The sequence below is a fragment of the Marinimicrobium sp. genome (assembly GCF_002695945.1).
GTDB classification, from domain to species: domain Bacteria; phylum Pseudomonadota; class Gammaproteobacteria; order Pseudomonadales; family Cellvibrionaceae; genus Marinimicrobium; species Marinimicrobium koreense.
In genome coordinates this window covers 59,433-79,116 of record NZ_NZQP01000050.1, presented here as the reverse complement: position 1 = coordinate 79,116, position 19,684 = coordinate 59,433, and the positions used below count along the sequence as shown (strand labels likewise).

At 60.1% G+C, this 19,684-nt stretch carries 13 protein-coding genes; 7 read left to right on the top strand and 6 right to left on the bottom strand.

The annotated features are described in order from the left end of the window. The first annotated feature begins 1 nt into the window (after position 1). Both CMG77_RS11440 and nhaD read left to right on the top strand, forming a co-directional pair. Positions 2 to 1,075 carry a sulfite exporter TauE/SafE family protein gene (locus CMG77_RS11440; RefSeq protein ID WP_286904534.1) on the top strand — a complete coding sequence of 358 codons (1,074 nt, stop codon included), beginning with the start codon at positions 2 to 4 and terminating at the stop codon, positions 1,073 to 1,075. 1,948 nt (positions 1,076 to 3,023) lie between these two features. Further along, positions 3,024 to 4,475: a sodium:proton antiporter NhaD gene (gene nhaD, locus CMG77_RS11435; protein WP_353743484.1), complete on the top strand. Its 1,452-nt coding sequence runs from the start codon at positions 3,024 to 3,026 to the stop codon at positions 4,473 to 4,475. A 68-nt stretch (positions 4,476 to 4,543) separates the two neighbouring features. On the opposite strand, the gene CMG77_RS11430 is transcribed toward nhaD, so the two are convergent. Further along, on the bottom strand, positions 4,544 to 5,458 hold the full coding sequence (locus CMG77_RS11430) for an ROK family protein (protein ID WP_286904533.1): 915 nt from the start codon (positions 5,456 to 5,458) through the stop codon (positions 4,544 to 4,546). Between the two features lie 128 nt (positions 5,459 to 5,586). Here CMG77_RS11430 and CMG77_RS11425 point away from each other — a divergent pair, with 128 nt between their 5' ends. Together CMG77_RS11425 and CMG77_RS11420 are read left to right on the top strand one after the other, a co-directional pair. Next, positions 5,587 to 5,964, top strand: a complete 378-nt coding sequence (locus CMG77_RS11425; protein WP_123639165.1) for a PilZ domain-containing protein — start codon at positions 5,587 to 5,589, stop codon at positions 5,962 to 5,964. A gap of 27 nt (positions 5,965 to 5,991) precedes the next feature. Then, entirely contained in the window at positions 5,992 to 6,372 is a 381-nt protein-coding gene (locus CMG77_RS11420) for a PilZ domain-containing protein (RefSeq protein WP_286904531.1), read from the top strand. Here CMG77_RS11420 and CMG77_RS11415 read toward each other — a convergent pair. From CMG77_RS11415 to radA, 4 genes are all read right to left on the bottom strand, one after another. Beyond that, positions 6,317 to 7,330: a DoxX family protein gene (locus CMG77_RS11415; protein ID WP_286804464.1), complete on the bottom strand. Its 1,014-nt coding sequence runs from the start codon at positions 7,328 to 7,330 to the stop codon at positions 6,317 to 6,319. The two genes, CMG77_RS11420 and CMG77_RS11415, sit on opposite strands and share 56 nt — an antisense overlap. 199 nt (positions 7,331 to 7,529) lie before the next feature. Then, positions 7,530 to 9,557, bottom strand: coding sequence for a BCCT family transporter (locus CMG77_RS11410; protein WP_286904530.1), 2,028 nt, complete (start codon positions 9,555 to 9,557; stop codon positions 7,530 to 7,532). 43 nt (positions 9,558 to 9,600) lie between these two features. After that, entirely contained in the window at positions 9,601 to 10,692 is a 1,092-nt protein-coding gene (locus CMG77_RS11405) for a porin (protein WP_286904529.1), read from the bottom strand. 197 nt (positions 10,693 to 10,889) lie between these two features. Then, a complete protein-coding gene (gene radA / locus CMG77_RS11400; protein ID WP_286904528.1) occupies positions 10,890 to 12,266 on the bottom strand; it encodes a DNA repair protein RadA in 1,377 nt (458 codons plus the stop codon). Between the two features lie 243 nt (positions 12,267 to 12,509). Here radA and CMG77_RS11395 point away from each other — a divergent pair, with 243 nt between their 5' ends. After that, complete coding sequence (locus CMG77_RS11395) at positions 12,510 to 13,886, top strand: MATE family efflux transporter (protein ID WP_286904527.1); 1,377 nt, start codon at positions 12,510 to 12,512, stop codon at positions 13,884 to 13,886. A 170-nt stretch (positions 13,887 to 14,056) separates the two neighbouring features. Further along, positions 14,057 to 15,667, top strand: coding sequence for a glycoside hydrolase family 28 protein (locus CMG77_RS11390; protein ID WP_502691871.1), 1,611 nt, complete (start codon positions 14,057 to 14,059; stop codon positions 15,665 to 15,667). A gap of 96 nt (positions 15,668 to 15,763) precedes the next feature. Here CMG77_RS11390 and CMG77_RS11385 read toward each other — a convergent pair whose 3' ends face one another. Next, positions 15,764 to 16,552, bottom strand: coding sequence for a TatD family hydrolase (locus CMG77_RS11385; protein WP_123639171.1), 789 nt, complete (start codon positions 16,550 to 16,552; stop codon positions 15,764 to 15,766). A gap of 149 nt (positions 16,553 to 16,701) precedes the next feature. On the opposite strand from CMG77_RS11385, the gene CMG77_RS11380 reads away from it, so the two are divergent. Beyond that, positions 16,702 to 19,680 (top strand): EAL domain-containing protein, encoded by a 2,979-nt coding sequence (locus tag CMG77_RS11380; RefSeq protein ID WP_286904523.1) that lies wholly within the window; start codon positions 16,702 to 16,704, stop codon positions 19,678 to 19,680. Positions 19,681 to 19,684: the final 4 nt, after the last annotated feature.

Here is a 19,684-nt window from a genome sequence, read left to right as displayed (position 1 = left end):
GATGAACATCAAAGCGCCGCCCAAGCGNCANNTNTGGGTCTGGTTTCTCTGGCTGGGGTTGTTTTACACCGCCTGGCTGTTTCTGGTNCAGATGGACGGCCACTGGCAGACGGCGAAGGATCACTGGCCCATGGCCCTGGCCATGGCGNTCGGCAGCTATGCGGCGGGCTCCACCCCCATGGGCGGGGGCACTGTCGGCTTTCCGGTGCTGGTGTTGCTGTTCGATATGCCCGCCACGCTCGGCCGGGATTTCAGCTTCGCCGTGCAGTCCATCGGCATGGTGAGCGCCACCATTTTCATCCTGGCGCGCCGCCAGCCACTGGCCTGGTCCATGCTCAAGGGCGCCGTGGTGGGNGGTCTGATTGGCACCCCGATTGGCATCATTTTCTTCGCCCCCCTGATTCCGGACCTGTGGATCAAGGTCACCTTCGCGGTGCTCTGGGGCAGCTTTGGCGTGCTGCACCTGTACCGGATTGGTGAAATTGCGGGCCATGTCGGCATGACCGAGTTCGACGAGCACTGGGATCACCGGGTCGGGTTTGTACTCGGGCTGGTTGCCTGCCTGCTGGCGGTGTCGGTCACCGGGGTGGGCNTTGATATGGTGCTCTATGCGGCGCTGGTATTGCTGTGCCGGGCGGACCTGAAGATCGCGATTCCCACCTCGGTGGTCATCATGGCTCTGGCCTCACTGTACGGGGTCCTTATCAAAAGTGTCACCAACAGCTGGCAACCCGGTGTGTTTGAGAACTGGCTTGCAGCGGCACCCGTCGTCGCCCTGGGCGCACCTCTGGGCGTGTTCATCGTCGATAAAATCGGCCGCAAGCCGATCCTGCTGGTGGTGGCAACCCTGTGTGTCGGGCAGTTTGTCTGGACCTGTTTTTCCGAGCAGGATGACCTGGGACTGGTGGGTATTGCACTGGCAGTGGGCGCCCTCGGGTTCTGCCTGTGGGTATTTGAGCGCCTGCGCAGCTGGGGATCAGTACTGGTCGCCGAAGCGCAGCGCAAAAATGAGGTGCGCCGGGCCGCCGAGGCGGGCGACGCCGAACCTGCGGCAGAAAAGGCCGAGTGCCCGTAGGCCTCGGTCAGTGGGGGCGTGACAACGCCTTGTCGACATCCACTCCCACGATCAACATACCCAGCAACTCGCCGGTATCGGGATCCTTCACCGGCTGACTGACATGTACCTGAAAGCGCCGGGTGGACTCATCGTATTCCACCGGTTCAAAATTCAGTTGTCCGGCGCTCAGCGCGANCGCCCGTTGAAACTTGGCTTCATCACCCTGCCAGTAATCCGAGGTCATATCACTGACGGCCACATTGAGGCCCTTCAAGTCGGTGAGAATCACCTCGGTGATGCGGCCGTCNGCGTCGACGGCCAGGGCGCGCAGTCGATCCGACAGCACCTGATCCAGCCAGGATTGAACCTCGCCATAAGCCCCCTCGCGGAAGGCCTCCTGCCAGGCCTGATCCATTTGTACCAACGCCTCTTGTNCCAGNTCNGNNTGNTGCCGATTCTGNGCTNTCAGNGCTGCGACCANNCCTGGGGTGCGCTGCCACTCGCTCAACAGGGGCGATAGCCAGCTNTGCAGCTCAGCCTGCTCCAGGGCCGACATGACAAANCCGCTNTCCGTGCANTCGATGATATGCCGGTTGAAGGCCTTCAGAAATTCCGGACGGGNNGTCAGAAACTCATCGCCAAAGTACACGCCCAGCGGCATGTAACGTAAAAACCGCTCCTGATACTGGTTTNNGTCGACCCCCAGCGCCTCGACNGCCGCNCTCATGTGGTCCCGGTCNGCGATAAACGCATCAATNCGGCCGCTCANGAGCANNTTGANCAACTGNGGNANNCTGTTGATCCGCATNTGNANCGGGTAGCCNTGCTGNTCCAGCCANACCGCNTGGTGACTGCCCAGAATGGCNCCNANCCGGANTCCNCCNNNGCGCNNTTNGNCCGGNGCNTNNGTGCCNGCNGNCCANTACCANTACCAGTTTTCCAGNAACAGNGGNGNCGACANNGTGGCGTANTTGTCNACTTCAGGNGTGTGAATCGCGGTAAAAAACCCATCNATCTTGCCCGTGGACACCTCCTGTCGGGCNCGTCNCCAGGGCATACGCTGAANCTCGGGGGTATANCCCANGTGGTCNAAAATACATTGAATGTGNTCGACGGAGCCGCCACCGCGATTGTAGAACTGCTCAAAGTCCGACACATTGGTGCCGAGCTGAACATTGGNGGCAAANACCGGCAGGGANGCNATCCANANNACNAANGCGCCCAACCGTNGAAAAACAATAGACATACTGNGGACTCCGAACAGAGCCCTCAGTATAGCAGGCNGTCANCAGNTGCAATGGATCAGGCGAAACGCNGGCGACGCTCNTGNGGAACCAGNTGNCACANATCCAGGCTGACCTTGGCTTCNGGCGCCAGCCGCTTGAGGACAAAGGCCGCCCACTGGACACGCCCGGAAAAGGTCAGTGGTAGCGANGCGTTCAACAGAACCGTGCGNTGCCCCCCGACCGGACACCGGTCAATNGCCACCCGCTGCTCCCCGGNACNATCNCGNTAGACCANNTCCANTTGCAGCGGNTGCATGGCNCCCGCCGGNGTTTTCAGCCAGACCGCCATATCAAACCAGCCCGTCCAGCTCCCCTGAACCAGTGCGGANCGNTGNGCACTGAACTGATGNGGAGCAATTTCCGNGACCAACCAGTCACGGGTTTCTTCGACNGGAGCGTCCGATNGGGTACGNGNTAANAGGGCCATGGGNGGATTGCCTCATTGAATACATCGNTGGACGTCAGCGTACACCNCATGANCNGGCAATGCTGTGACTGAGCAGACACTTTGATCGCCACNCACAGCACAAAAATGGTAATTCGGACTACTTCTNAANNNGTAGCAAACCCCAGAGNGGCGGGCTTTNGAGGGGATTTTNGAAAGACGTTATGGTANTATCNCGCCCGCGTTAANCCGCCCTCGGTNANTCNTTTCCGACTCTCACAACACGGAATTCACAATGCCCCAAACATTCGCGCTTACTTCGGTATTAGCGGGCGTTTTGCTCGCGCTATTCAGNCCNCAGACATTNGCNGCCGTCGGCAGNATGNATCTNACCGACAGCGGTGTCGGCTATGTNGCCCTGACCGTCTTCGTCATTGCCTANCTGCTGGTNATGGGCGAAGAAAAACTGCANCTGCGTAAATCCAANCCGGTNCTGGTGGCNGCCGGTATCATCTGGATGATGATTGGCTGGGTGTATGTGCAGGGCGGCATGTCCTCCGAGTCCGAGTCTGCTTTCCGTCATACCCTGCTGGAATTTGCTGAGTTGATGCTGTTCCTGCTGGTGGCCATGACCTACATCAACGCTCTGGAAGAGCGGCGCCTGTTCGATGTTCTCAGGGCTTGGATGGTGCGCAAAGGCTTCAACTACAAAACGCTGTTCTGGATGACCGGGATACTGTCTTTCCTGATCTCGCCCATTGCCGACAACCTGACCACGGCTCTGCTGATGTGTGCCGTGGTCACCAAAATGGCCCCGGACGACAACCGTTTCATCAATCTGTGCTGTATCAATATTGTCATCGCCGCCAACGCCGGCGGTGCCTTCAGCCCCTTCGGCGACATCACCACCCTGATGGTCTGGCAGGCCGGCATCGTCCAGTTCCAGGAGTTCTTCTCGCTGTTTATTCCCGCACTGGTGAATTACGGTATCCCGGCGCTGATCATGAGTTTCTTTGTCGAGAACCGCAAACCCCACGCGGTGGTGGAAGAGGTGGAGCTGAAGCGCGGCGCCCTGCGCATCATGACGCTGTTCCTGTTTACCGTCGCCACCGCCGTGGCCTGCCACACCTTCCTGCACCTGCCCCCGGTCGCCGGCATGATGATGGGCCTGGGCTATCTGCAGTTCTTCGGTTACTTCCTGCGCCGCACCCTGCCCGGCTCCCTCGCCCGCAAACGGGCGCTCGCCGAACGCGCGGGTGACGAGGCCGCCCTGCGTCGACTGGGGAGTGTGGTGCCTTTCGATGTGTTCAACCGGGTGGCCCGCGCGGAATGGGATACCCTGCTGTTTTTCTACGGCGTGGTGATGTGTGTGGGCGGCCTGGGCTTTATGGGCTACCTGGCGATGATGTCCGACATTCTCTACAACGGCTGGGGCCCGACTTTCGCCAACGTGACGCTGGGTGTCGCCTCGGCACTGATTGATAACATTCCGGTGATGTTCGCGGTGCTGACCATGGAGCCGGAAATGTCCCACGGCCAGTGGTTGCTGATCACCCTGACGGCGGGCACCGGCGGGAGCATGNTGTCGATCGGTTCCGCCGCCGGCGTGGCACTGATGGGGCAGGCCCGCGGTGCCTACACCTTCTTCGGCCACCTGAAGTGGACCCCGGTGATCGCCCTGGGTTACATCGCCAGTATTTTTGTCCACCTGTGGCTGAATGTTGAGAGCTTCAACCTGTTTGGGTAGAGAGCTTCAGCTTATTTGAATAAACCGCTTCAGCTTATCTGGATAAAGCGCGTCCGCCTGGTTACCCATCATGACACGACGGGGTTCAACCAGGCGGCCCCTCTCACACCACTGGAATCCCCGTGCACGGCCTGCACCACCGGCGTGTCGCACTCCCCTCCAAACACATAGCGCGGTAGCAACTCGGGCATTCGCTCGTAGATCACCGAAAGATTGGACACACCTCCTCCAAGCACGATCACGTCCGGGTCCANCACGTTGATCACCGCCGCCAGCCCGCGCGCCAATCCATCCAGATAGTGATTCACCACCGTCACCGCCGCACGCTCACCCGACCCGGCCCGTTCCGCAATGAGCTGCCCAGTGAGCGCCTCTCCGGTCATCCGCTCATAGGACAGACACAGCCCCGTCCCCGAGAGAAAAGTCTCCTGACAGCCAAAGCGGCCACAGTAACAGCGGCGGGACTGCAACTCGGTGTCCGATGTCCAGGGCAGCGGGTTGTGCCCCCACTCCCCGGCAACACCATTGGGCCCTACCACGGCCTGTCCACGCCAGGCCAGACCGGCGCCGCATCCAGTGCCCAGAATCGCCGCGAAGGTCCACTCGTATCCGGCAGCGGCACCATCGGTGGCCTCGGACACCGCCAGGCAGTTGGCATCATTGACCACTTTGACATCGCGCTCGAGCCGTCGGGACAGGTCCGCATGCAGCGGTTGCCCATTCAACCAGGTCGAGTTGGCATTTTTCACTTTCCCGGTCTTTCGGGAAACCGACCCGGGAATCCCCACCCCGACCGGCAACCCCTGCAGGTCGACCTGCGCCTCCGCTTGCGCCACCAGATCGGCTATGGCGGACAGCGTCGCCTGATAATCCCCCTTGACCGTGGGAATACGGGTGCGGAACAGCGTGTCACTGTCACCATTGAGAAGAATCACCTCGGTTTTGGTACCACCGAGATCAATACCGATTCGAAACTGCGTCATAACAGGGGCTCGTCGTTCATTATCGGGAGTCCGATTATAGGTAACCGGTATCATCCGGCGCAAACACCCCTTGTGGCCAATCAAAAAACGACTACACTTAGGGGATAACCCCGTCAGTGAGGNCCGGTATGCCGCAACATCAGGAGCGACGCCCGTTCAGCCGCATTCATTTCAATGCTCCCGCACAACTGACCATTGGCTCCGACACCTTTGAAGCCGAGGTGTTGGACCTGTCGTTGAAAGGCGCTTTGTTTGAATGGCCCGCCAGCCACTCGGTCCAAATCGACACCCCCATTTCCGTGGATATCCACCTGAGCGACCAGATCGATATTTTCATGCAGGGCCGTGTGGCCCATCAGGAATCGGGCCGGCTGGGCCTGGAGTGCCAATCCATTGATCTGGAGAGCATACAGCACTTGCGTCGTCTGATTGAGCTCAACATCGGAAATTCGGACGCCATGGAACGGGAGTTGTGCGAGCTCATCGCCCCCAGTCAACAACCCTGAACCCGTCGGTACTTCGAGGATGCCACCATGCCCGCTATGGCGCCCCCAGAACGTCGCGAGCACACTCGTCACCCGGTTCGAGCCATAGCCCGGGTGGCACANGCCAACCGTTGCTGCTCGGTCGAAGTGGTGGATATGTCATTCAACGGGGCACGCCTCAACCTTCAGGAGACGTTACCTCTGGACGAGGGGGAAGAAATCACACTGACCATCGAGCTGGAAGACTTTGATTCACCAGACGTATCCGACGTACTGGCGTACCAGTCCCGCAAACTGGTCCGTTTGCGCGGAACTCTGGTGCACTGCCAGGAAACCGATAGCGGANTGGCGGCGGGGGTGGAGTACCGCCCGCTCAGCGAGGTCGACCAGGTGCTTCTGACGCTCTTGCTGGCGCGCCCGGATGGCTGACGGAAGCCCCTGTTTTTTCACTGACCGGATGGTAAAACAGTAACAATATTCCACAGGCAAAGATCGGCAGGTGTCCGACCAGTTCGATCATCGCCATGCGGTACTCTCCGATCCAGAAAAAGTAACTGTTGGTGGCCACCATAAAAGCGAACAGAACGCCAATCGTCAGCCGGGTCACCCAGCCGCTCAGAAAAACCACCCCAATAAGCAACTCCACCACTCCGGCCGAGTAGACAAACAAACGGTCACTGTACGCCAGCCCCAACTCACTCATAAAATTGAGCGAGTAATGATCCAGAAGCGCGATGGCTCGCGCGGGATTATGCAGTTTTTCGGTAAAAGCCAGACTGATCAGTGAGGCACCGAGCAGACAGCGGACCAGAAAAATGCCCAGCGGCGTGGGCGTTTTATCAGCGAACAGTACCACCCACGCCAAGCCCAACAGCACCGGATATTCCATGACAAAGAGCGGATCGTGCAGACCGGCGATGACAAACAACATCACAATCAGAGAAGCACACAGCGCCCGACCCCGTTCGAGCAACAAGGCGCTATAAACCACCAGCTGCGCCGCCACCCCCAAGGTCAACAAGGGTTCGGCAACATGAAGGTGAGGCACCAGAAACGTTCCGGTCAGGGCGGCGCCGAGAAAATAGCCGGCGATCAGATAGTACACAAGCCGCAGCGGGCCTGTGGAGCGGCTGCAAAGGCAGCGCGGCGTCAGGGAATAGGCCCGGCTCAACAGGTCCACCGCTTTTGCCAGTAAGGTACCCACCGCAACCAGAACGCAGAGCACTACCACGGTGGTGCTGTCCGGCAACGCCGGCGCCGGCTCTGCCACGGGCTCCGAGAACCATTTGACATGTGCATGAGAAAGCGCTGGAAACACACCCAGACAACCACCGCCGACGGCGATGGCTGCCAGGTGGTGCCAGCGGATTATTGTTATTGTCGCCATGTATTTCACCCTGTCGATCACGACCGAAAATGTCCGGCGCATATTAGCGGCTAAACGCCGCAACGCCAGTCAGTCGTGACAATCCATGCCAGGAATTATCGACAATGTGGGGTGGTTAACAGGGAAGGAAAATTTTCACGCCGCCCCGATTCGGAANCGGCGTGAAAATCCTTGGGCCTTTAAAGGCCCGGGGCGAACACTAGCGAACGCTTTGCAGGAAGTGCATGTGTTTTTCGTACTGATCAATCACATCGGCAATGATCTGTTCGCGAGTCCAGCCCATGACATCGTAATCCTGTCCGCCTTCACGCAAATAGACCTCCGCCCGGTAGTAGCGAAGTTGCTCGCCGCGCTTGGTGCGAACATCGCTCATCACAAAGGTCGGCGGTGTATAGGGCCGGGCATGCACCGAATAGAAAAAGTCCATCTCCTCACCGTGAGAGACTTCGATCCAGCAGCGGTCATTGTCGTCCTGGACGACCCGGGCACTCAGGGACTGTTTTTCAAACTCTTTGCAGACCTCACCCAGGGCCGGGTGCACCGTATCATTGATGAAGGTCAGCACATCCTGGCGCTTCGGATGACGGATCACCCGGGCGAGGCGACGCTGCCAAGAGTCAGACTGTGAAGACACCCTGGGTGCCAACATGGCTTCTTTGAGGCTGGTACGTTTGAAAATTTCCAGCCGCAGTGCGCGCAACAGCCCCCAACACATCAAGAGCATGATGATGGTGAAGGGCAACGCGCTGGCAATGGTGGCCGTCTGGAGTGCACTCAGTCCCCCGGCGAGCAGAAGGGCTGCGGCAATGACACCCTCGGTGACCGACCAGAATATGCGCTGCCANACGGGTGAATCATCGTCGGTGCCACCGGAGGTCAGCATGTCGACCACCAGCGAACCGGAGTCCGANGAGGTGACAAAGAAAGTGACAACCAGAACGGTGGCAATCATCGAGGCAATAGTGGTCAGCGGCAGGTACTCAAAGAACTGGAACAGCGCGACCGACGAGTCGGCGGCGACGGCGTCCGACAGTTGGGTGATACCCTGCTCCATGATCATGTGAATACCGGTGTTGCCGAAAAAGGTCATCCACATGAAGGTAAAGCCGACCGGTACAAACAGCACGCCGGTNACAAANTCCCGAATGGTGCGTCCCCGCGAAACCCGGGCAATGAACATGCCGACAAAGGGCGACCAGGCGATCCACCAGCCCCAGTAGAAGAGCGTCCAACCGCCCAGCCAGCCTTTGGGTTCATAGGCGTTGAGGTTGAAGGTAGTGTCCACCAGGCGGGAAATATAGTAACCGGTGTTCTGCACAAAGGTTTGTAACAGATACAGCGTGGGGCCGGCGAAGAGTACAAAGAGCACCAGTATGACCGCAAGAATCAGGTTGAGCTCGGAGATCCGGCGGATGCCGCCATCCAGTCCCAACACCACTGAAATGGTGGCGAGCCCGGTGACCCCGGCGATCAACAGAATCTGTACACCGACGCTACTGGGCACATCGAACAGATAGTTGAGGCCGGAGTTGATCTGCATTACCCCCAGGCCCAGGGAGGTGGCAACACCAAACAGCGTGCCGAGCACTGCGAAGATGTCCACTGCGTGACCAATTGGCCCATAAATTCGCTCACCGATCAGCGGATACAACGCCGAGCGGATAGTCAACGGGAGATTCTGCCGGAAGGCAAAGTAGGCAAGCGACAATGCCACCACGGCATAAATTGCCCAGGCGTGCATACCCCAGTGAAAAAAGGTAATCCGCATTGCTTCCCGTGCAGCCTCCGCCGTGGCTTCATCCCCCACCGGCGGACTCATCAGGTGCATGACCGGCTCCGCCACACCAAAGAACATCAGGCCGATGCCCATACCGGCCGAGAACAGCATGGCAAACCAGGACATGTAGGTGTAATCCGGTTCGCTGTGATCGGGCCCCAGTTTGATTTTCCCGTAGCTCGACATCGCCAAGACCACGACAAAGATCAGAAATAGAGCCACAGCAAGCACATAAAACCAGCCGGCCGTGTTGACCACCCAATTCTGCACACTGGTAAACAGTTTGCCCGCCATTTCCGGCGCGATGATCGTGCCCAAAACAAACAGCAGACATAAGACGGCCGAGCCCACGAATACGGGCGGATTGATTTTTATCCAGCTCGGCAGAGCATCCTGGGCACCCTCGGGAATTGCGGATGCCCGCTCAGGTTTGGTGTTATCGTCAGCCATGGTAACCCCTAGCTTGAGAATGTGAATTTACAAATGAACGAACTTACAGGTAGAAATCCAACGAGACATACAGCGCATCGAAGTCGCCCTCGCCGACCTGGCCATTGCGGTCAACGAAACCGTCTTGCGTCAGGTATTCGACATACACCCAACCGGGGCCGTAGTCATAGCGTAATCCGGGCGCAATGGCATTGACCCGGCCAGCGGAGCTGCCCGCGGTGTCTGGGTTGGCATTGCTCAGGTCGATGTAATAGGACCAGGGGCCGACATCGTAGCCAAGCTCCACCGCCACGCGCTGGTTTTCAATGGTGCCCGGCAGGCCGGCATCGTCCCGGTAGAGCGACGGCAAATCCCGGGACATGGTGATGTAGGAGGCTTTGGCGTAGAAGGCGTCGAAGCGCCCCTGATAATGCAACACCGCAGCGTCATGGCTACCATCCACACCGTTGTTGCCAAGCCCGGTCAGATCCTGCAGCTTGCCGCTCTGCAGTGAAAGACCAATGGAGTGGTTTTCCACCCACTCGTACTCGACATTGCCGACCCAGGTCTGCACTTTCCGGAAAGTCGTTGAGCTACCCCAGTGGCCGTTATCATCCACGGTATCGGTGCTGGTGCCACCCCAGTCATCGGCCAGGTACAACGCCGCATCGTAGCGCCAGGCATCGCGTTCGCCGGAGAGTTTGAACCCGACGTCCATCTGATCGCCAAAGCCGGCCAGCAGCACGTCGCCGGGCCAGAAGTTGACGGTCTTCCAACCGAAAGGCACCTGACTCTTACCGACCTTGACCACATGATCATCATCCAACTGCCAGCCCACCCAGGCCTTGTGCAGCGTGAATTGATCGCCGGTGGAGTTGTTGGCCGGATCGGTGAAGCTGCCCGGGCCCAGGCGCATTTCCGCCGAGTAGAGCCAGCGCCCCTCGCCCGGCTCGGCGTTGCCGTCAGCGTACAGGATCAGGGCTTCACCTTCGAAGGCGCCCCAGGTGTCCTGGCTGGTATCGTCGTCCGGCAGGTAGGCGTAGGTGCCCCAGACGCCGGCCGAGAAGGTGTTTTCCGCGAGTGCGGTAGCGGGCAGAATCAGACTGGCCGCCGTGAGCGCAGTGGCCCCCAAGAATTGCGATGAACGCTTTGCCACGTGTCCTCCTTATGCAAGTGAAAATCGACACCGGGTGTCGATGCGAGGGAGAACCGGTATGCCTTTGAATCTTAGGTGTTCGGTGTCAGGTCACACCGGCTTNAGAAACTATAGTGTATAAATCAGTGCCGCGTGGTTCGGTGCCGCGNANNNGNNGGGTGNCANAAGGCCNCAGGCCGTCATCNACCGCNCAGGCNCTATTCNATCGCATCCAGTGCTTCGGCCAAAGAGCGCACAGCGATCACTTCCAGGCCNTCTTTTTTTTCGCGNGGCGCATTCCCCTTGGGCACNATCGCNTTTCTGAACCCGTGCTTGGCCGCCTCGCGCAGCCGCTCCTGGCCNCTGGGCACCGGGCGGATCTCCCCGGACAAGCCCACTTCACCGAANACCATCAGGTCNTCCGGCAGGGCGCGATCGCGGAAACTGGACACAATCGCCAACAANAGCGCCAGGTCCGCNCTGGTTTCCATCACCCGCACGCCGCCGACCACGTTCACAAACACATCCTGATCCGCCATCATGATGCCGCCGTGACGGTGCAACACAGCCAGCAGCATGGCCAGCCGGTTCTGATCCAGCCCCACCGCGACCCGGCGAGGGTTGCCGGTATGGCTGTCATCGACCAGCGCCTGAATTTCCACCAGCAGCGGACGGGTGCCCTCCCACATCACCATCACCACCGAGCCGGAGGCGATCTCATCGGCGCGCTGGAGAAAGATGGCCGAGGGGTTGTTCACCGCTTTCATGCCCTGTTCGGTCATGGCGAACACCCCCAGCTCGTTCACCGCCCCGAAGCGGTTTTTGTTGCCCCGCAGGGTGCGAAAGCGCGAGTCATTGTCGCCCTCCAGCAGAATGGAGCAGTCAATCATATGCTCCAGCACCTTGGGCCCGGCCAGGGAGCCGTCCTTGGTCACGTGCCCGACCAGAATCACCACGGTACCGGTCTGCTTGGCAAACCGGGTCAGGTAAGCCGCACTTTCCCGCACCTGGGAGACGGACCCGGGCGNGGACTGGATATCGCTCATATGCACCACCTGGATGGAGTCCACCACCATCACTTTGGGCGCAATCTTCTGGGCCGTGGCGCAAATGCTCTCGACGTTGGTCTCGCTCAGCATCTGCAGCTTGTCCGTGGGCACCCCCAGGCGCTGGGCGCGCATGGCCACCTGCTGCAGGGACTCCTCGCCGGTTACATACAGCGCCGGCATCTGCCCGGCCAGATGGCACAGGGTCTGCAGCAGCAGGGTACTCTTCCCTGCGCCCGGATGACCACCAATCAGCACCACCGAGCCGGCCACAAAACCACCGCCCAGNACCCGNTCGAACTCCCCGGCCCCGGANCTCAGGCGCGGCAGNTCTTCCAGGCTGATCTCGGCCAGGGTCTGCACTTCTCCCGCGGGCGCCCCCGCATAGCCCTCAAAGCGGGCGCTGCGGTTGCTCGGGGTGGGCCCGAGGCGCACTTCCGACAGGCTGTTCCAGGTGCCGCATTCGCTGCACTGGCCCTGCCATTTGGTGAAGTCGGCGCCGCACTCGTTGCACACGTAGGCGGTTTTGGTTTTGGATTTGCTGGCCAAGATTGAGCTCCGATTTGATGGATCATCGCGGATTGGGGAACGGCGGAGCGCAGCGGTATAGACCCGCGTAGGGCGGATAAGCGCGAAGCGCGCATCCGCCGCAATCCAACGTGATACCGACCGGCCACCGAATGCCGGCCTATTGTGGCGCCTGCCCATCCAAGGTCAAGGGCTTTTGCCAAACCGGCGTGCAACTCGGGTATAGTGATGCGCCCGTTGTNATGAATCAGGAATGCTGTCCCGATGGACGAACACCACCAGCCACTGCCCACNCGNCCCAGTGGTGGCCGCGTNGCCCAGATATTGACCGAGTGGAANACCCTGGCNCTGCTCGGNGGCCCCATTCTGGTCGCCCAACTGGCNCAGATGGCCAACGGCGTNATCGANACCATCATGGCNGGCCACTACAGCGCCGAGGATCTCGCGGCGGTGGGCATCGGCAGCAGCCTCTGGATGCCCCTGCTNCTGTTCTTCTACGGNGTGNTGAGNGCCCAACAGCCCACCATCTCCGGNCANCGGGGCGCNGGNCANCAGGACCAGATCATGCCGGTCACCTGGCAGGGNCTGTACATCGCNNTGGTGTCNATGGTGCTGATGGCCGGNCTGNTGCTCAGTGCCGGCCCCCTGATGCCGCTACTGGGGCTGGACGAGGTCACTTCGGCGGTCACCCAGGGCTATCTGCAGGCCTTTGTCTGGGGGGTGCCCGGGCTCCTGCTGATTACCTCACTGCGCGGNCTNACCGANGGNCTGGGNCANACNCGCGTGATCATGGTGATCTCGCTGATNTCGACCCTGATCAACCTGCCGCTCAACTACATCCTGATTTACGGCAAACTGGGCGCGCCGGAGCTNGGTGGCGTGGGTTGCGGNTGGGCCACGGCCATCTCCAACACCGCGGCGGCTCTGGTGATGCTTGGCTATCTGAATTTCAGCCGCTATTACCGNGCCTATCATCTGCTGGCNGACTGGGTGGCCCCCAGTTGGCGCCGCATTCGCTCACTGCTCAAACTGGGGCTGCCCATCGGGGCCAGCATGTTTGTGGAGGTGAGCATGTTCGGTGTNATCGCCCTGTTTCTGGCACCGCTGGGGGCCATTGTGGTGGCNGGTCACCAGATCGTGCTCAACATCACCTCGGTGCTCTTTATGGTGCCCCTGAGNCTGGGNATGGCGCTGACCCTGCGGGTGAGNTTTCTGGTCGGCGCCGGCACCCCGGGCACCGCCCGGCTGCTGGCGCGCAGTACGCTNCTTCTGGGGCTGACCATCGCCCTGATTCATATGCCCATCGTGCTACTGGGCCGGCATCTACTGGTATCCCTGTACACCAGCGATTCNGNGGTGATTGCGGTGGCCACACAGCTGCTGGTGTTTGCCGCCATNTTCCAGCTCGCGGATATTCTTCAGGTGACCGCCATCAGCGCGTTGCGCGGCTACAAGGACACCCGCCTGCCCNTGCTGATCATGCTGCTGTCCTTCTGGGGNATCTGTCTGCCCCTGGGCTATGTGCTGACCTTTACCGANTGGTTGGTNCCGGCNCAGGGAGCCGACGGTTTCTGGCTGGCGCTGATTGTCGGGCTGTCCTGCGCGGCGGCCATGNTGATCACTCGCNTGTGGCGTTTTTGACACAACTTAACCTCNGNCGANNCGNCCGNNCGGTCAACAGCNCCCATCAAAAGTGCTAATATCCCNNNTCCCGGNGGAAGTGAGAGCCTCCGGGNTCGCCCGCACAGGGNGTACGCTANGCCAATAACCAAAANCAGCCAACCATAGGGTTGTTTAACCGGGAGTAACCTATGCATTCATCAACAACAGAACATCAGCGGAGGCCACTGCGGCGTCTGCATACCTGGCTGGTAGCCGGTGTACTGGCCGCCATCAGCCTGCCNCTGGCNGCCCAGATGGGCCCNGTCCCNCANGANATTGCGCCNCTGAGNCCGCCNTTTGANATGCCTCANCTCGAGCGNCCCAGCTTTCCCGACCGGACGTTCAACATTCGCGACTTTGGCGCGCGCGAAATGTCCAATGATCGTCGGAACCAGATTACCGATGCCGTGCACCAGGCCATTGAAGCGGCCCACAGTGCTGGCGGCGGCCGGGTGCTGATCCCCAAAGGCAAGTGGCTCAGTGGCTCACTGCACCTCAAATCCAACATCAACCTGCACCTGGAAGAAGGGGCCGAGGTGCTGTTCAGCACCGATAAAGACGACTACCTGCCGGTGGTGCACCAACGGCACGAGGGCGTCGAAGCCTACAACTATGCACCGATGATTTATGCGGCCAACGTCAGAAACGTGGCCATCACTGGCAAAGGCCTTCTGAACGCTCAGGGCGACCACTGGTGGGAGTGGTTCGAAGAGTACGGCCCACCGCCTCGTGGTATCGCCACCCAGGTGCCCCTGTCACGCCGCGACTGGGGTAAGGGCGCCGAGAAAGAAGGCATGCGCCCGAGCTTTATGGTGTTCTGGGAGTCCGAGGATATTCTGGTAGAGGGCGTGAAGCTGCTCGACTCACCGATGTGGAATGTGCACCTGATTTACAGCGAGAACATCATTGTTCGCGACGTGCGCATTGATAGCCTGCGCGCCCCCAATGGCGACGGCGTGGTCGTGGACTCCTCGAAAAATGTCCTGATCGAGTACAACCACTTCCAGACCGGTGACGATGCGGTGGTGCTGAAATCCGGCTTCAATGAAGAGGCCCTGAAAATCAACATCCCCACGGAAAACGTCGTCGTTCGTCATTTCGAAGCGAAAAATGTGCGCACCGGCAGTGGTGGTGTGGTATTCGGTAGCGAAACCTCGGGTGGTATTCGCAATGTCTACGTGCACGACGCTTACTTTGACGGTGCGGATCGCGGCATCCGGTTCAAGACCGAGCGCGGCCGGGGCAATGTGATCGAGAACATTTTTGTGCGCGACGTGGTGATGAAGAACATCACCTATGAAGCGATCAATTTCAACAGCTTCTATACCGGCCCGGAGGCCATGGGCGTGGCTCCGACCGCCCGCAACATCCATATCAGTGACGTATCGATTGACGGTGTGCCCACCGCCATTTCACTGATTGGCCTGCCCGAAAAATGGGTGGAGGATGTGACCCTGACCAATGTCACGGTGAAGAATGCTGAAATGGGTGCGCGTATCGTGCGCATGAAAAACCTGAAGATGGAAAACGTCTCCATTGAGTCGGACTCCCTGGCCATGACCATTGATGATGCCTACGAGGTGCATCTCAATAACGTCAGCCTGAGTGATAATGTCAGCGGCGGCCCGCTGCGGGTTGAGGGCCGGTACTCCGGTGCGATTTTTATTGACGGCGGCAACATCAACGAAGATGAGGTCCAACTCGGCAGCGGTGTATCCGAAGAGGTGATCAATCCGGATACGCCGCCTCAGGTCTGGTAAGGTATTGTTGAGCGGCACCGCTGGGTGCCGTAGGTGAGCCTTTTGTTGCGGCGGGTGCGGCCTTTGGCCTTACCCGCCCTACGCGACCGGACGGACTCAGTTCCGGGGCAACTGGAAAAATTTCTCCGCGTTGTAAGCCGTTGTTTCCGCCAGGGCTTCAAACGATTCGTTGCGGCACTGTGCAATCTTCTCGATCACATAAGTCAGAAACGCCGGCTCGTTGCGATTGCCTTTGGGTTTTTTGGGCAGATTGTGAGGCGTCAGGTAGGGAGCATCGGTTTCCACCAACAGGCGATCGGCCGGAATCCGGCTCACCAGTTCGCGCAACTCGCCACCGCGCTTTTCATCACACACCCAACCGGTCACGCCGACATGGCAATCCAGTGACAGATAATCCTCCAACTCGTCCCCCGTACCGGTAAAGCAGTGCACTACGGCTCCCGGCAGTTGATCCCGGTAGCGACGAAGAATGGGCATAAACGCCGCGTGAGCATCCCGCTGATGCAGAAATACGGGTTTGCCGACGTCCGCCGCCAATGCCAATTGCGCTTCAAAGCAGGCCAACTGATCGGGGCGAGGGGAGAAATCACGGTTGAAGTCCAACCCACACTCCCCTATCGCCACCACCTGGGGCTGCTGTACCAGAGTCCGGAGCTGCTGCGCGGCCGCCTCATCCCAGGTTTTCGCCTCATGTGGGTGCACCCCGGCCGTCGCGAACAATCGCCGGCTATCCGACGCCGCCAGCGCCGCCGCGTCCCGGCTGCCCGCCACCGAGGTGCCGGTAATGATCAGCGCATTGATGCCCTGCGCCCAGGCGCTCTCCAGCACCTGCTCGCGGTCCTTGTTGAAACGGCCCGAGGTCAGATTCACTCCAATATCGATCATGATGACGCTCCCACTTGCAGAATCGGCGGCCATCATAGCAAAGCGTCGCTCAGCCTCTCGACTCGAATACTTGGCCAAACCGGCGCCGTTGCCGCTATACTCGCCAGTATGACCGACGCATCCCCCACCAGGGTTACCCACGGCTACCCATGAATTTTCGCTCCCTTGAACAGCGCCACCCCAAAACCCTCAGTTGGATTGTGGCACTGGTGACCCTGATTGCCAGCGGCGCGCTGACCATCGCCTGGATGAGCAAGGAGCGAGACTCCCTGATTCGCGAGCAGCGACTGCTCGCCAGCACCCTGGCGGCCAACCACGCCCGAATCATTGAGGCCAACCTGCGCCATTCGCTCTCGGCGGCCTACACCCTGGCCACCTACGTGCGCAACGTCCGCAATGTGGGGGAGCGGTTTCAGACCGTGACCGAGGACATGCTGCAACACTACCCGGATGTTCAGAGCCTGTCCCTGTCGCCGGGGGGCATCATTCGCTATGTGAGCCCGCTCGAGGACAACCGGGCGGCACTCGGCTTCAATCAGCTTGCCGATCCCGAGCAGGGACGGGAGAGTCGGCTGACCCTCGAAGACAACGAGTTGAGAGTGGCCGGCCCCTTGCGCCTGGTCCAGGGCATGGACGGCATAGTCGCTCGCTATCCCGTGACGGTTAATGGCGCGTTCTGGGGCTTTGCCAACGTGACCCTGAGGTTGGACCGCCTGCTTGAGGTCGCCCGGCTCGACGAGCTGGAGCGCCAGGGGTACCACTATGAGTTGAAACGCCTGGAGCCGCCCCCCGGTGAGCCCGCCAACATCTCGGGCAATGCGCCTCAACCGCTGAATCAGCCGGTGGAACAGCGCATCGAGGTGCCCAACAACCCCTGGGTACTCTCCATTGCCCCGGCCCGCGGTTGGCTTCAGGGTTCCTGGTACTTCATGGCCTGGGGGACTGTTCTGCTCCTCCCTCTGCTACTGGGCTACCTCGCCAAGGTTCTGCTCGAACTGCGCTGGCACAAGCGCCACCTGGAGCGCGAAGTGGCCAACCGCACCGACGAGCTGTTGACCAGTCTGGACCGCTACCGTTCGTTGATCGCCGCCTCCAATACCGGTGCCTGGGAATACTTCCACGCCGACGATTACCTGGAGTGCAGTCCGGAATANTTTTCCATGCTGGGNCGCTACCTGAGCGACTACCCNANGGACGGCCGCCCNAACCTGACNNAGGNCTGGGCCGAANTGATCCACCCCGAGGACCGCGCCAACGCCGTCGCNGTNTTCAAGGACTACATCGACCAGGGCGCCGAGGGCACCTACGAAAACCGCTTCCGGATGANNCACGCCGATGGCCACTGGGTGTGGGTNCTGTCCCGGGGGCAGTCCCTGCGCAACGAAGAGGGNGAGTTGCGGGGCATNACNGTNGGCACCCACATTGATATNANCCAGCAGGTNCAGAGCGANGCGCAGCTGGAGCTGGCGGCCAAGGTATTTGAGCGCNGCAGTGAAGGGGTGTTGATCACCGATGCCGAGCAGAAAATCGTCATGATCAATAACGCNTTNACCCGNATCACCGGCTACACCGAGGAAGAGGCNNTGGGNCANNCCCCNAAAATNCTCGCCTCCGGNCGTCACGATCANGCNTTCTACCNGGAAATGTGGCANGACATCACCCGCCGCGGNTTCTGGCAGGGCGANGTNTGGAACCGGCGCAAGAACGGNGAGATCTATCCGGAGTGGTTGAGCATCAGCCAGATCACCACCGACGATGGCGTGCCNACCTATTACATCGGTATTGTCAGTGACATCAGNCGGCTGAAAGAGGACCAGGAAGAGATNCACCGNCTGGCCTACTACGACCCNCTGACCAACCTGCCCAACCGCTCCCTNCTGGAAGAGCGCGCCNCCTTTGCCCTGAGNATCGCACAGCGCAACCACGATNCGCTGGCNCTGCTGTTTCTGGANCTGGACAACTTCAAGAACATCAACGACTCNCTGGGNCACAAGGCCGGCGANCGCCTGCTNCAGGCCTTTGCCGATCGNCTGCAGGGAATGGTGCGCGAGGAAGACACCTTCGCCCGCCCCGGCGGCGACGAGTTCATTCTGCTGCTGCCCGCCACCGATGCCAGCGGCGCCGCTCATGCCGCCCAGAAACTGTTATCGCTACTGAACCGCCCCTTCCGTATTGACGGCTACGATCTTTCGGTTACCAGCTCGGTGGGCATCGCCCTGTACCCCGAAGACGGCACCCATCTGAGTGAGCTGTACACCAATGCCGATATCGCCATGTACCGGGCCAAACAGAAGGGCCGCAACACCTACAGTTTTTTCACGCCCGAACTGCAGACCCATTACGTCCGGCTGATGCGAGTGGAAAATGCCTTGCGCCAGGCATTGGAGCACAATCAGTTCGAGCTGTACTACCAGCCTCAACAGGAATTGCACACCAGCACCATCATCGGTTTTGANGCGCTNCTGCGCTGGAACCACCCCGACCTGGGCCGGGTATCCCCGGCGGAATTCATTCCCATNGCCGAGAGCAGTGGNTTGATCGTGCCCATTGGNGAGTGGGTGNTGCGCGAGGCCACNCAGCANNTGAGACGCTGGATCGATGCCGGCATCGCNCCGCCGAAAATTGCCATCAACCTNTCNGCGGCCCANTTCCANCAGCCNAACCTGCCAGANATGGTNTTGAGCATTCTGGACGATGCNGCCCTGCCACCGGAATACCTGGAGCTGGAATTGACCGAGAGCATCACCATGGATGATCCCGAGCGGGCGGTCACCATGATCAACCGCCTCCATGGGGCCGGCATCAGCCTGTCCATTGATGACTTNGGTACCGGCTACTCNTCNCTGAGNTANCTGAAGCGGTTCAAGATCAGCAAGCTGAAAATCGATCAGTCGTTTGTCCGCGACATTACCAGTGACAACGACGACCGGGTGATCATCAGTACCATCATCACCCTGGCCCAGAGCCTGGGCNTGCGTGTCATCGCCGAAGGGGTGGAAACCCAGGCNCAGCGGGAATTTCTGCGCCGTCTCGGCTGTCACGACATACAGGGCTACCTGTTCAGCCGCCCGATCAACGCCGCCGATGCGGAGGCGTTTTTGCGCGAGACGGTGGCGTCCCTGCGCTAACGGT